Origin of the sequence: Fonticella tunisiensis (assembly GCF_004364155.1) — a bacterium.
GTDB classification, from domain to species: domain Bacteria; phylum Bacillota; class Clostridia; order Clostridiales; family Caloramatoraceae; genus Fonticella; species Fonticella tunisiensis.
In genome coordinates, this window is record NZ_SOAZ01000005.1 from 63136 (window position 1) to 77353 (window position 14218).

17 protein-coding genes, 1 pseudogene and 1 riboswitch are annotated in these 14218 nt (G+C 35.9%); of the genes and pseudogenes, 1 reads left to right on the plus strand and 17 read right to left on the minus strand.

Features of this window, described 5'->3' with window-relative positions; genetic code table 11:
- Position 1: 1 nt before the first annotated feature.
- The 3 genes from EDD71_RS04335 to EDD71_RS16085 all read right to left on the minus strand — a co-directional run bounded on the left by EDD71_RS04335 (position 2) and on the right by EDD71_RS16085 (position 1700).
- A complete protein-coding gene (locus EDD71_RS04335) occupies positions 2–1120 on the minus strand; it encodes a 2-oxoacid:acceptor oxidoreductase subunit alpha (RefSeq protein WP_133627521.1) in 1119 nt (372 codons plus the stop codon).
- Positions 1113–1343 (minus strand): indolepyruvate ferredoxin oxidoreductase subunit alpha, encoded by a 231-nt coding sequence (locus EDD71_RS04340; protein WP_243116400.1) that lies wholly within the window; start codon positions 1341–1343, stop codon positions 1113–1115. Before EDD71_RS04340 ends, EDD71_RS04335 begins: the two co-directional genes overlap by 8 nt.
- 264 nt (positions 1344–1607) lie before the next feature.
- On the minus strand, positions 1608–1700 hold the full coding sequence (locus EDD71_RS16085) for a 5'/3'-nucleotidase SurE (RefSeq protein ID WP_133627522.1): 93 nt from the start codon (positions 1698–1700) through the stop codon (positions 1608–1610).
- Positions 1701–1808: 108 nt separating this feature from the next.
- On the opposite strand from EDD71_RS16085, the gene EDD71_RS04350 reads away from it, so the two are divergent.
- The gene (locus EDD71_RS04350; RefSeq protein WP_133627523.1) at positions 1809–2459 is read left to right on the plus strand and encodes a hypothetical protein; all 651 of its coding nucleotides are present in this window, start codon (positions 1809–1811) and stop codon (positions 2457–2459) included.
- Here the strand turns inward: EDD71_RS04350 and mnmM are convergent.
- From mnmM to EDD71_RS04415, 14 genes and pseudogenes are all read right to left on the minus strand, one after another.
- Positions 2401–3003: a tRNA 5-(aminomethyl)-2-thiouridylate-methyltransferase MnmM gene (gene mnmM, locus EDD71_RS04355; RefSeq protein WP_133627524.1), complete on the minus strand. Its 603-nt coding sequence runs from the start codon at positions 3001–3003 to the stop codon at positions 2401–2403. The two genes, EDD71_RS04350 and mnmM, sit on opposite strands and share 59 nt — an antisense overlap.
- Before the next feature lie 61 nt (positions 3004–3064).
- Entirely contained in the window at positions 3065–4483 is a 1419-nt protein-coding gene (locus EDD71_RS04360; RefSeq protein WP_133627525.1) for a carbon starvation CstA family protein, read from the minus strand.
- 129 nt (positions 4484–4612) lie between these two features.
- Entirely contained in the window at positions 4613–5380 is a 768-nt protein-coding gene (locus EDD71_RS04365; protein WP_133627526.1) for a LytR/AlgR family response regulator transcription factor, read from the minus strand.
- Entirely contained in the window at positions 5367–7067 is a 1701-nt protein-coding gene (locus tag EDD71_RS04370) for a LytS/YhcK type 5TM receptor domain-containing protein (RefSeq protein WP_133627527.1), read from the minus strand. Before EDD71_RS04370 ends, EDD71_RS04365 begins: the two co-directional genes overlap by 14 nt.
- Positions 7068–7123: 56 nt before the next feature.
- Positions 7124–7831 carry a pseudouridine synthase gene (locus tag EDD71_RS04375; RefSeq protein ID WP_133627528.1) on the minus strand — a complete coding sequence of 236 codons (708 nt, stop codon included), beginning with the start codon at positions 7829–7831 and terminating at the stop codon, positions 7124–7126.
- 245 nt (positions 7832–8076) lie between these two features.
- Positions 8077–9513, minus strand: coding sequence for an NCS2 family permease (locus EDD71_RS04380; protein WP_133627529.1), 1437 nt, complete (start codon positions 9511–9513; stop codon positions 8077–8079).
- Positions 9514–9622: 109 nt separating this feature from the next.
- A riboswitch (purine riboswitch) is annotated at positions 9623–9724 on the minus strand.
- A gap of 42 nt (positions 9725–9766) precedes the next feature.
- Positions 9767–9898, minus strand: coding sequence for a hypothetical protein (locus EDD71_RS15910; protein ID WP_279233006.1), 132 nt, complete (start codon positions 9896–9898; stop codon positions 9767–9769).
- Between the two features lie 36 nt (positions 9899–9934).
- A pseudogene (locus EDD71_RS16090) lies at positions 9935–10090 on the minus strand (PrpR N-terminal domain-containing protein); the annotation flags it as partial.
- Positions 10091–10238: 148 nt separating this feature from the next.
- Positions 10239–10757, minus strand: coding sequence for a GNAT family N-acetyltransferase (locus tag EDD71_RS04390; protein ID WP_133627530.1), 519 nt, complete (start codon positions 10755–10757; stop codon positions 10239–10241).
- A 255-nt stretch (positions 10758–11012) separates the two neighbouring features.
- Entirely contained in the window at positions 11013–11294 is a 282-nt protein-coding gene (locus tag EDD71_RS04395; RefSeq protein WP_166636334.1) for a hypothetical protein, read from the minus strand.
- Positions 11291–12736, minus strand: coding sequence for a sigma 54-interacting transcriptional regulator (locus EDD71_RS04400; protein ID WP_133627532.1), 1446 nt, complete (start codon positions 12734–12736; stop codon positions 11291–11293). Before EDD71_RS04400 ends, EDD71_RS04395 begins: the two co-directional genes overlap by 4 nt.
- Before the next feature lie 20 nt (positions 12737–12756).
- The gene (locus tag EDD71_RS04405; RefSeq protein WP_133627533.1) at positions 12757–13338 is read right to left on the minus strand and encodes a hypothetical protein; all 582 of its coding nucleotides are present in this window, start codon (positions 13336–13338) and stop codon (positions 12757–12759) included.
- Positions 13335–13865, minus strand: coding sequence for a molybdopterin-binding protein (locus EDD71_RS04410; protein WP_133627534.1), 531 nt, complete (start codon positions 13863–13865; stop codon positions 13335–13337). The genes EDD71_RS04405 and EDD71_RS04410 overlap by 4 nt, the downstream gene beginning before the upstream one ends.
- The gene (locus tag EDD71_RS04415) at positions 13855–14217 is read right to left on the minus strand and encodes a hypothetical protein (protein ID WP_133627535.1); all 363 of its coding nucleotides are present in this window, start codon (positions 14215–14217) and stop codon (positions 13855–13857) included. Before EDD71_RS04415 ends, EDD71_RS04410 begins: the two co-directional genes overlap by 11 nt.
- Position 14218 lies beyond the last annotated feature (1 nt).

Consider the following 14218-nt stretch of genomic DNA (forward strand, 5'->3'; position numbering starts at 1 on the left):
CTTACCCCCTCCTTAGACACTTAATTATTTCAGTAGGGGTAATAAGCTCTCCACTATACTTGTTTATGCCCAATACCTCACATCTCCCAAATACAATCCTTTGAACCTCAAGTATCATTTGCCCGGTATTTAGCTCTGGTACATATATTCTTTCTATTCTATTTTTTTGTATAAGAGAAAGAAGTTCTTTGTCAGGAAATGGCCATATAGTATATGGTATGAACAGTCCTATGCTGTCGTCATTTATCTGGCATATAACATCCTTGCATACTCTGGCCACCGAGCCAAAGGCTATTATAAGCGTCCTGCATCTTTCTGTTTTAAACTTTTCATAAATTACAATATCATCTCTGCTTTTCTCAAGCTTATAATGAAGCCTTCTAATCAGTTTTTCAGCCTCTTCAGAGCTGTTTGTAGGATGGCCTGTCTCGTCATGTACAAGCCCCGTAACATGGAACCTGTAACCCTTTCCAAACTCCCCCATTGGGGGAACTCCATCTTCATCGGCGGCATAGGGTTTATGGTTCTCCCTTGTTAAGGGTCTTTTTCTATCCCATATTTCCACATCATTTTCTATAACAACGCTTTCTCTCATGTGCGCGTTTACTTCATCAAGAAGAAGTATCACAGGAATTCTATACCTTTCAGAATAATTGAAAGCTTTAATAGTCATATAATATATGTCCTTTACGGTGGATGGGGCAATTACAATTACTGGGTGATCTCCGTGTGTTCCCCACCTGCTTTGCATTACATCTCCCTGGGAAACACATGTAGGAAGCCCGGTACTTGGCCCACCTCTCATAACATCCACAACAACACAGGGTATCTCAGTCATGGATGCATATCCTATATTTTCCTGCTTAAGTGAAAATCCCGGGCCACTTGTTGCCGTCATGGCTTTGAGGCCGCACAGGGACGCCCCAATAACAGCAGCCATACTGGAAATCTCATCTTCCATTTGAATGAACTTTCCATTGTATTTTGGAAGCATTAAGGAAGCAAGTTCAGCAATTTCAGTTGATGGGGTTATGGGATAACCAGCAAAAAACCTCATTCCTGCCCTTATCGCTCCCCTTACACATGCTTCATTTCCTTGCATAAGAAGGGCTTCACCCATAAATATCCCTCCCTAGATATATTACGTAGTCGGGACATATTCTCTCGCATAATCCACATCCTATGCAATTTTCAGAGTTCTGTATTTCAACCTTGCCTAAGTTCAGCACAAGGACTCCTCTGGGGCAAAATGCTGAACAAAGTCCGCAGCCTTTGCACCAATCTCTATGGATTGCAATAGGCTTGCTTTCTCCCATTTCCCCCATATATACCCTCTTTTCCATTGAATGTTTTCAAAATTCTCATTCAATTTACCAAAATGCAAATTTATTTTATCATTTAATTCGAATTGATGCAACATCTCATTCAGAATATGTTTTTGTATTCGAAGGGTTACCATCTTGCATCATATCTAAAATTCAAATTTTACGCACTCCTCAAAATCTTCATAGCTTTAAAAGCCTATGATTAGGCCTCACCTCCTTCTCCACCGTTGGCTTTTAATTTTTGCAGACTTGTAACCATGTATTTCTCTGATTATTCCTGCATCACCATGAAATTATAATTTTTTCCACTTCCTTTACTAACATATGTAATCCTGCTGAATTTATTCCATCATCATTTGTTATAAGCACTTTCATTTATATCCTTCAAGCTAAATGTATTGTGCATGTTTAATATAATTTGAACTTATTAAACATACTAAATACATATACGATTTTTTACTACCCTTGAAAGGATGTATAAAAATGATTCAAATTGATGATGCAGGAAGCGGCAGCCTTATTGGAGGAACTTTAATTGGCATGATGAGGGTTGAAACCAGGGATTTTTATTACGATGTAATACCGGTTAAATACTTCACCACTCCCTATTTTGAACAAAAAAAATTTGAAGATTACTGTATAAAGATAATATATGAAGGCCTTTCAAATCTTAAAGTCGATGAATCCGAGCCAATTGAAATATGTCAGGGGTATATGTTTAACGCTGCCCGGAGTTTATTAAAGGAGGGTGGATACAATATTATAAGCACAAAAATTTCGGAGCCGCTTCAATCCGTTATAGAAGAAACCTTTATGGATTATATAATAGGTATTGGTGTTCCCCTTGACTATCTCCAGTTCACTAAATACCCATTTCACTTTCACAGAATGCTAAAATGGGTCCTTGCGGACCTTAAAAATAGAGAAAAACTGTGCAAGACAGCCTGGCGCAGCTGGAAAAAATACGGTTCTGTCGCGACACATCATTATTATGATTACCTAATGGGCGGTACCTACAGATGCATGAAATGCGGCAATTATATTGAGGTTCCTGGGAAAATAAAGGTTATTAAGTTTACAACAAATCGGGATTATTATATTTATCTCCACCCACACTGCAGTTCTTCTCAATGACTATTAAAAATGGAGCCATTCCTTTTCTATTAACATATTTTATAACCATTGCATTATAAATTTTAGGATCAAGGCCATTTATAAAATCAAGGACCGCATTCCCCTCCTCTTCTCCTCCCTCATGACCTCTATAAACTGCTATAGTTATAATTCCACCCGGAGAAAGCATTTTAAGCCCCTTTTTAAGAGCAGCAATAGTCGTTTCAGGCCTCGTTATAACGTTTTTATACCCTCCCGGAAGATATCCAAGGTTAAACATGATGGCCTTAGGGCTTTCTTTAATGTATAAATCCATGTTCTCATGCCCATCATTTATAACTTCTATATTTCTTATACCCTTTATTTCAATTTCTTTTTTGAATTTTTTTACGCATTCCCTTTGAATTTCAAAGGAATAAACCCTGCCTTCCGGAACAAGGCCGCTCAAAAAGATAGTATCATTTCCATTTCCAAGGGTTGCATCAACGGCAACATCCCTGTCTCTTAATACCTGCTTTACGTAATTTTGCGCCATTTCCGTAATTTTTAATATTATTTTAAACATATGATCTTCCTTTCAAACAAAAAAGTAGGGAGATAAATCCCCCTACTTATTATTACCATAGCTATGCAACTGTTTCAATAGTTTCTGCAAAACTCCTACTTTTTACAAGAAATATTGCTAATAACGCTACGGCTGCTACAATACCGAATGAGTTAGATATTGAAGCATTAAGCTTAAAGCCTTCCTTTGCCTGAAGAATATAGCTTACCGATACTCCTGACATAAACACTGCAGGAACCGTTGCAATCCAGTGTGGCTTATTGTACTTGACTAAAAACATTGAGCAAGCCCAGAGTGTTACCATTGCAAGGGTCTGATTGGCCCATGCAAAATATCTCCAGATTATGTTGAAATCAATTTGGGTTAATCCAATTCCCACTGCAAATAGCGGTACTGCAAGAGCAAGTCTTTTATATATCTTATCCTGCTTGTATTTAATCATATCACCAAGCATAAGCCTTGCACTTCTAAAGGCAGTGTCCCCTGAAGTTATAGGACATGCGATAACTCCTATCATTGCAAGAACTCCACCGACAGGCCCAAGCAATGTCTTTGTAATCTCTAAAACAACAGCATTTGGTGTATTCTTAAGAGCTGCTTCAAGCCCTGGTGTTCCGTTGTAGAAGGCCATACCTGCTGCCGCCCAAACAAGAGCTATAACCCCCTCTGCAACCATTGAGCCATAGAACACACTTCTGCCATACTTTTCATTCTTTAAAGTTCTTGCCATAAGAGGTGACTGAGTTGCATGGAAGCCTGATATAGCGCCGCATGCTATTGTTATGAACATAAAGGGCCATATGGAAATTTTAGCCGGATGCAGGTTCTGGAGCGTTATTTCAGGAATATGATATCCCTGTAAAATTATTCCACCACCAACTCCAAAAGCCATAACTATAAGCGAAATACCGAATATTGGATATAAATTTCCTATGAGCACGTCTATTGGAAGAATTGTAGCCAGGAAGTAATAAACAAATATTACAACTGCCCAGAACGTAAGATTGTATTTCTCTGGTGTCAATGCTGCAATCAGTCCTGCAGGCCCTGTGACGAATACAACACCAACAAGTATTAACAGAACAATTGTAAATGCTCTCATGATGTTTTGAATTGTTTTGCCTAGATAAATCCCCTGAATTTCTGAAATGCTTGCACCGTCATGTCTTAATGATATCATGCCTGAAATATAGTCATGAACTGCGCCTGCAAATATTGTTCCAAGAACAATCCATAAAAATGCAGCAGGCCCAAAGAGAGCTCCCTGGATAGCTCCAAAAATAGGACCAAGTCCTGCAATGTTCAAAAGCTGAATTAGGTAAACCTTCCATGTTGGCATTGGCACATAATCTACGCCGTCCTGAAGAACATATGCTGGTGTTCGTCTTTCGGAGTTTGCACCAAAGAGCTTTTCAACATATTTCCCATAGACAGCATACCCGATAATTAGAACCATGATTCCTCCAATGAAAGAAAACATTTTACCCCCTCCTTTATTTTTGTACAAGCCAATCATACAATAAATTGAATTTTCCGACTATTTATTTAGGGTAAAATGTTAAAATTCGGACTTATCATGCGTAAAATTTAACCTTAAAAAGCAGTGAATTTAAAGCCCTAATATTTCTTTCATTCTTTTAACGTTGTTTCTACTAACGGGTATTTCTGATTTTTCATTATCATCCATCACAAGCTTATAGGTGCCATGAAACCATGGATAGAGCTCTTTAACATGGTCAAGGTTTACAAGAAAGCTCCTATGAGTTCTGAAAAGCCCTGTCCTTTCCTCTATTTCATGAAGAGCATAGTTAGAGTAATATTTTTTATTCTTTAATTTTACATAGATTTGCTCATCTTCTATAAAACAGTAATACACGTCCTTTATATCTACAAGAACAGTTTTTCCTCCATATTCACAGGGAATTTTCTTTAAAGTATTGTCTATTTTTTGGAGCCTTACCAGTATTTTTTCAATCTTATCAGAAATATTATCCTGATCAACGTTATTATCCAGTCTATCTTTAATTCTTATGATAGTATTATATATTCTCCTCTCATCATAGGGTTTTAGCACGTAATCCATTGCATATAGTTCAAAGGCTTCAAGAGCATATTCATCATAGGCAGTTACAAAGACTATGGATATATTCTTATTAAAATCCCTTATTTTTTTTGCCAGTTCGATTCCATTCATTCCAGGTAAATTTATGTCCAGGAATACAACATCAGGAACTATTTTTTTAACCATTTCATATCCACTATTTCCATCAAAGGCAGAACCTTCAATACTCAAAAAATCATACTGTGATAGGAGGTATTTAAGCTCTTCCTCTGATGGAAATTCATCCTCTACAATTATGCATTTAACTGTTTTCATTTATACCATCCTCCTTAGGTACTCTTATAGAAACCCTCGTTCCCTCTTCTATAGAACTTGATATTTCAAACTTATAGTTGTCTCCATATATAAACTTTAATCTTTCATTTATGTTTCTAAGGCCTATGCCAGGCCATTCCCTCAATATTGTATTAAGCCTCTCCCTTGTCATGCCAACTCCTGTATCTCCCACAATGAAAACAAATTCATTACCTTCCTCAAAGGCCTTTATGAATATGCTGCCTCCAGAAGGTTTTGGAGAAATTCCATGCTTTACAGAATTCTCAACAATTGGCTGAAGAAGAAACACGGGTATTTTAACCTGCATAATGTTATCTGGAATATCTATGTGCAGTTTAAGCCTGTCTCCAAAACGTGCCCTTTCAATGGACAGATAGGAGTTAATCAGCTCTATCTCTTCCTTAACCTTCACAAAATCGTTTTCTCTTTTCAACGTCTTTCTAAAGTAGTTTGATAAGTCCATTATCAATTCCCTTGCTATTAGGGAATTGGTCCGGCAAAATGATGCAATCGTGTTTAAAGCATTAAAAAGAAAATGAGGATGTATCTGTGCTTGTAAAGCCTTAAGTTCTGCAGTCGATGCTTCCTGTGCAAGCTTATTAAGCTTGTATAATTCTATTTGTGTTGAAAGCAATTCCCCAATTCCTTTCATATACTCAACAAAATATTTATCCATTTCCCCTGCTCTTTCAACCTCTATTCCAAGCACTCCTTCAAAATCCCTATCCTGAATTAGAAGTGGTACGCAATAAAACGTCAGGATTTTATTAGAATGTTTGAAGGTCATGGTTCCAAATTTAGGATAGTTGTAATATTCCTCCATGAACGTTCTTAGTTTTTGAAATTCAATGCTCTTTCCACAATATACAAGCAGCTCATGTTTATCCCCTATAAACACCCCTTTACTTTCACCTATTTTATAAATTATTTCGGCCACTTTCTGAGCCGTCTCCTTATTAAGCCCCTTTCTTAGATAATGTATAGTTCGTTTTGCAATGTTTAATGCCTTCTGGGCATGAAATGCACCTACTCTGCTGTATTCATCCCTTGTGTGGTTAATTATATCTACGAATATGGCTGCACCTATTGAATTGACCAATATCATTGGTATGGCAATCATTTTTTCCAGTTCGACCGCATTCTCAAAGGGTTTTGAAATAAGTATTATTATAGTCATCTGAATAAATTCTGCTATGATACCTGCAAAGAAGGCAGCCATGGTGCTGAATTTCCCATCTCTTTTGTCTCTTCCTGCAATTCCTCCAATAAGTCCCTCAAAAACCGTTGCAACAGCACAGGCAAGGGCTGTAAAACCTCCTATAAAATATCTGTGTGTTCCTGAAATAATTCCAACAATTATACCTATGACCGGCCCCCCAAAATACCCCGCAACAATGGCCCCTATTGGTCTTGTATTGGCAAGGGCCTCACTCTCCAATTCCTTCATATACGTTCCAAAATCTAAACTGGTAAAATTCTGAGGATCTACAATTATACCCATATAAGTTCCAAGTATGGAAAGTATACTGAAAAAAGATACCATCAGTACCCTATCAGTCAACGTTAATTTATTTTTTACAATCTTTCTAAATATGTAGGTATGGCTAAAAATATAAGCAGCAAGGGCAATTATAGACATTCGTTCAAGCAACCTGATAAAAAGCATGGAATCCCCCCTATTATCCATCCCATATAATTATACAATATTTAAGTTTAATACCATTATAGAGATTTTAAGTAGTTTATCTCTTCATCAGTAAGATATCTCCATTTCCCCGGCTTTAAATCCTTTAACGTTAATTTGCCTATTCGTACTCTTTTTAGTTTAATAACAGGATGTCCTATGGCCTCACACATCTTTCTTACCTGCCTGTTCCTGCCTTCATGAATTATTACCTCTATAACAGAACTTTTCGTCTTCTTTTTGATAATCCTGATTTTCGCCGGGGATGTTATATAGTCTTCAATTTTAAGCCCCTTTCTAAACCTATCCATCTCACTTTCATCGGGTATTCCTGCTACCTCGGCTATATAGACCTTATCGATCTCACGGGATGGATGCGTCATCTTGTATGCAACATCACCATCGTTGGTAAGAATCAGAAGCCCCGAGGTATCATAATCCAACCTGCCTACCGGAAATATACGTTCATCGACTTTGACGATGTCAAGCACGGTTTTTCTATCAAACTGATCCCTAACCGTAGTTATAACTCCCGTTGGCTTATTAAGCATTATGTATACCTTTTTCTCTTCCGGTCTTATAACCTTCCCATTAACTTCAACGATATCCTTATCTGGATCTATGGATATGATCGATTTTATGGTTTCACCGTTTACCTTAACCATACCGCTAAATATAATCTCCTCAGATTTTCTTCTTGATGCAACTCCGCATCTTGCCATGTATTTATGAAGTCTCTCCTGCATATATCATCATCTCCTGCATGAAATAAACATCCATACATCATTATATCCTGCATAAGTGTATTATACAAACAGGATAAAAAAGAAGATATGTGAAATTATAAACAACATATCTTCATAGCATAATTTTCATAATGAAAGTAAGGTTGTATTCAAATTTGAATACAACCTTACTTTAAACATCTTTCTTTAAATTTTTTATCTCAAAAATAGCTTTCTAAATCAAATTAAATGAAACCTGCCCCCATTTATTGAGGAAGAAGGATGAACCTTAATACGAAGAGAATAGCAAGAATGTACACTATTGGATGAACATCCTTATGCTTTCCTGTTGCTACTTTCATAACAGGGTAGAATATTATTCCCGCTGCGATTCCATTTGCTATGCTGTAGCTAAAAGGCATTATTGCAATTGTAAAGAATGCAGGGAGTGCCTCTGTAAAGTCGCTGAAATCTATTTCCTTTATGGATTCCATCATAAGAATTCCAACTATTACGAGTGCAGGTGCTGTAGCTTCTGAAGGCACTACTCCAACTACTCCTCCTAAAAAGATTGAAAGTATAAAGAGTATTCCAACCACAAAGGTAGTAAGGCCTGTCCTTCCGCCTTCTGCAATTCCTGAAGTTGATTCAACGTAGGTTGCAGTGGTTGTACCACCGAATAGAGCACTTAAAGTTGTCGCAACTGCATCTGCTAAAAGGGCCTTTTTCATATTTCTTACCCTTCCATCCTTTTCAATCATATTCGCCTTTTGAGCTGTTCCAACGAGGGTCCCTATTGTATCGAAAAGGTCAACAAGACTGAAGGTTAAAACTATCATAAATATATTTGTAAGTCCCCCAACAATACCGGAACCTCCATGCGATAAAAGACCTTGAAAATCCATTTTCATAAATGTCGGAATAAAGGAAGGAGGAGCGCTCAAAAACTTTACTCCGGTTACATTTGTAACCCCCATAGGTATGCCTATTACAGTTGTAATTAAGATTGATATAAGCATTGCTCCCTTAACCCGTCTCGCAATGAGTATTCCCATAACAACTATTCCGATAAGTGTAAGTATCACATTAGGTTTTGTAAAATCCCCTAAGCTAACAAGTGTTCCTGGATTTGATATTATAATTCCACCACTTTTGAGCCCTATAAGTGCTATAAAAAGGCCTATTCCACTTGTTATGGCAATTTTAATGTTTTTGGGGAGGCTGTCTACTATCTTTTCTCTTATTGAGGTTACAGTTATTAATATGAAAAGTATTCCTGATATCATAACTGCTGCAAGGCCCTGCTTCCAGGAATATCCCAGTGTAAGGGTTACACCGTAGGTAAAGAAGGCTGTAAGACCAATTCCAGGAGCTACTGCAAAGGGAAGGTTTGCATATAACGACATTATTAGTGTCCCAATAGCAGCCACAATGCATGTCCCAGCAAAAATTGATGCAACAACGGTATCGTTTAATATTGTAAGTTGTGCCGCTGCATCTCCCTTAAGCCCTGCTGCATTCATACCTGAAAATTTTAATATGTTTGGAATAACTAAAAGTGCGTAAGACATTGTAATAAAAGTTGTAAAACCTGCAATCACTTCTGTTTTAACATCAGTTTTATACTTTGATAGCTTAAAATACCTTTCTAAAAATCCCATATCCTTTTTTTCTTCCTTCAATTTTAATGCTTCCATTATCATTCCTCCTTACAAAAAAATTCTGCCATCAGACCAGGCAAATCCAATGACAGAATACTTAAATAGCTACATACAAAAATACTAGTATTGTCATAATAATACTTTTGTATGACTATTAATCGGATTCACCCATAGCAGAGATATTTATGGTAATCTCGTAGAAACGCCCGAACCATATTATCGGGCTTATATGGATGGCAGTTATTAAATTTATTTTTTATATAATATCAACTAGGGAAGATAAAGTCAATGTCAGTTAATCCCAAAGCATATGTTTATCTATGATTATATTTTTCATATCAAAAGTAGTTTTATTTACTATTTTAACTGCACCTGAATTGTTTGCAGCAATAATTCCTATAGCTGTATTCTCTATAACTTCTTTCATAAGGTTTAATTCTCTTGCTGACTCATCTTTAGCCTTTAATATGTTTTCAGCCTCTCTTATGGCACTATATATAGATTCCTTACCCGATGTGATTAAAATGTCTGGAACTCCTATCTTGGCAGTAGTCTTTTCAACAATTCTTCCCCCAATAATGATGCCGTACCCATCCTTTACTGCCTGAATAACAAATACTTCTGCTTCCTCTTATTTTTCTATGTAGTATATTTTAATATTGCAATCAAATAGCTTGGATAAATCTCTTTTTTCATACAGCATATTTTTAAAAAGCAAATGATATATCAATCCCCATCAATATAATTAGGGGGAGATTATTTTACGCTTACTTTTTATTTAATAACTCAATAAATCTTTCTTTTGTCATTTTAAATAAAACTTCATTGTCAAACTTTGATACTATCTCAAACCCAAAATTTTGCAATGCCTTTTTGCCTTTTTCGTTTATTACATTATCATAAATAACTTGTCCGCCAAAATCACAAAAATAGTAACTTAAAATAAGTTGCATTGCTTCCTTAGCATATCCTTTACCTCTGTATTTAGCCTGAATCTTTATATTAAAATCAGCCTTTCTCTCTTCCATATCAAATCTATGAAAACTTACTTCTCCAACTGGAACATCATCAAAAGTATAAATTAAACAATAAAAATTCTTTCCATCAGATGGATTTACCATTTTCCTATACCACGCTTCTCTTTTTTCTACCGGAAAGGATACAACTCCACCGACATCATTCATTGTTTCTTCATCAGCCCATAGCTCTGCCACATAATCCAACTCATCAAAATTAGGTTTCTTTATATAAACTAAATTCCCATCAGCTCTAAAACTACTTAGCAATATTACTTTCCCCTCCTTCTAAAAAACTAATAACTTCATCAGCAATTTTACTAACGGTAATTTTGCTACAAATTCAATACCATACTTTCTATCAATTTCTTTAATAAGTTCTTCTCCTAAGAAATAACCTGTATCGCATATGCCTAGTACCTCAAACTAATTTCCAAAGAAGTGCCTGACTCCAGTCTGTTCATCCTGAAGTGCTCTTACATAAAGTTCCTTTAATTCACTTTGATTTGAAGCACATTTATCAATCTACTCTTTACCTCTGCAATCATGTTCAGTTGGTAATAATTTGTTCTGATTAAATTGATCAAAGCCTTCTTCATATATCCTCCAAATCCCCAGGTTGTAATTATTTCTTTCTACTGAATCAGGTAAACCATCTTCACCTCTTCTATGGATGAGAAAAATATTACGGATATAGTTGACTTTGTTAAAAACCTGAAATGAAGGTAATTCACATTCTACCATTTCATCGATACGGCAGCAGTAAATATGAATTCTTAAACAGGCCATGTGCTTTGGTTCCTTCATTCTTTATTCAGTTTAGCTTTTTTTAGTTTGTATGCAATCTGATAGTACTTAAGATCAAACCCTTTGTTATTTAATATCTTAGCTATTTTACGCGGCCCATACCCTTTTTCATTGAGGCTTAAAATTAATTGATCAATTATTCCTAGATATTCATTTTCAATAGAAGAAGATGTAGTATTTTTATTACATTCTGATGATTCTCTAAATGCATCTTTGAATTCAATAATATCAATGGGAATATTCTCAGCATTAACTACAACCTCAAGTTTTCTTTTATCGTAAATATCATTTATCAAGGGAACCGCTGCATCAATACTAGCATTAACTACATCTCTAAATTGTCTTATATTCCTTGGATAGTTTACATTTAATAATATATCCTTAGCTTCATTAGAAAAATTAACCCTTAAACTTATTCCATTTCTGTTATAAACACATTTTTCATAGTTAATAGCGAAGAACTGCAAAAGTTCTTCCCTTTCCTTCATTGGCCTTTCTCTCAAAGGTGGCAGTTTTAATTCATACTGTGCAAGTCTCTGATAAAGTTCTGGAATAAATACCTTTTTTAAATCTTGAGTAGAAGCTGCTACAATAATAACATTGACATTTATTTCTTTTCTTCCACCTATTCTTCTAATTTTGCCAGATTCAATAGCCTTTAAAAGGATAGTTTGATGATGTTCAAGGGCATGAGCCTCATCTAAAAAAAGCATACCGCCATTTGCCAGTTCAAAAAGACCTTTTTTCTCTAATGAACCTGTGAAGGCTCCTTTTTCTGAGCCAAATATTTCTATTGCCGCAATATCCGGATTAGTAAATTGTGCACAATTAACCTCAATAAATGATGCGTCTTCTTTTAAGACACCTATCTTTTTAGCATAATGGTACATAATATTTGCTAAATAGGTTTTGCCAGTTCCAGATTCACCTGTTATTACAGAATGTCTTGGCCCTGCGAGAGAGCCAATAGCCTTTTGTGACTTAATAATCACATTTTTAAGGCTTCCACTTTTACCGATCAGATTATCAAAAACATCGTCAATTGTGTTTAACGCAACTTGCATTTCAAGATGTTCAATCTTTTTAATAAGCTCCTCTATTTCAGTTACATCCCTAAACGTAGCAAAACCACCTACAAATTTATCATTTATTATTAGCGGAAATGCATTTACTATGTATTTTTTTTCATTATGATGATCTATTTTCTGATCAAGCTGTGGTTTTTTATATTTTAATACATCCAGTAATGCAGCCTTTGGATAAAATTTTGATATATGCTGCCCAATCATTTCTTCTATAGAAACCTTTGCATATTCTGCAGATGTTTTGTTGACATACATCAGTATTCCATTCTCATCTACTATGTTTACGCCTTCCCTTAAATTATCGAGGATAATTTTAAACATAGAAATGATATCTTCGGATTTAAATCCAAACTCCATACCCTAACCCTACCCTTTATTTAAGTGATAGAAAAATAATTTATTTTTCTATTTTCTATAGTAACAGCGGCTCCAGGATATGATGTTCCTGTACCATCACTTATTATTATAGCAATTTTTATGTCATATTTAACAGCTATTTCTGCCATATTAAGTAGAGTGTTTATTTCTCCATCTCCTGGTTTTACTGTTCTTAAAATCTCTTTCGCGACATGTGGCTTGCCATTTATTACTATACCTGGACCACCAGGATAGGCTGCCATGCTTAAGCCATTGTCAATGTATTCACTTAGCCCCTCTGCGGAAGAAATGACAGCTAAAGGATTACCTATAATTCCTCCTGTAGGTCCTGATATCCCTGGTATGTTTATACTAATACCAAGTGCGTATAAACATTTAGGTGAGATTTCGCTGATATAAGAAGCAAGCATATAGTCAATATAATATGGATTATCGACTGCATCTATTTTGAAACTTTTTATCTTCTCTTTGATTTCTGCTTCTGCAAATTGCTTAAAAATAAGTGGACAGATTCCTGCCACTAACACAGGATATCCATCCACGGTATATTCTTTAAATATAAATGTTGTTAACTCACTCATATTATCTCCCCACCTGATGGATACTGAGAAAAAACAGCCTTTGAGGTGGCTTCAACCAGAACGTTTAAATTTCTTTCACCTGATTTAATAATCTCTATGGCCGCCTTTGCTGCTGCAACAGCTTCTACAAAGGGGCCTGGCACAGTTACAATTAAACTTTTTAATTTTTCACCAACAACCAATTTTGACCAGAGGTGTCCATTCGGTCCATATATCTCCCTGCATTCGACATTAGAAAGATATGCTGTTAAAGCACTATGGGTATAATCCTTACCCAAAGTTGGAATATATCTGTGACCTCCACCTGATCCTCCTATAAGAAAAATTAGATCGCCGCCTTTTTCAACACATCTATCTAATTTTTCTATTATCTCCTCTTCTAAATCATAAACGGGCCTTGTACGCGTTATCTCACAAGCTGGAAAATTCTCCAAAAGCATCTCCATTATTGCGGAACTGTTTGTATCTATTACAGTTCCATTTAATATTTCGTCACCCGTTGGTATAATAAAAACTTTATCTACCAATATTAATCCACCTTTCCTTTATGCAGCCTTCTGAGTTACCCCTTGGAACTTTGTCAATTGGTACTTCAATCGCCTTTTGTGCTGAATCAATTTTTACAACATCTGCTGCAGTTATTCCATCTGCGGTAGATACAGCCTTAATAAACCCCTGTTCATCCTTGTAGATAGCTTCAGGCTCAATGCCATATATGTCCATCTCAATTGATTCCCCAGTAACACCAATAACTCTAATGGGCCTTCCTATGAAATTTCTTAGATTATCCTCCAATTGATATGGCTTAAGTCCCTTTACCTTCAGGCCACTAATTTTTACTATAGTTTTATCGACATAAGCAATAACACTTGATCCCATT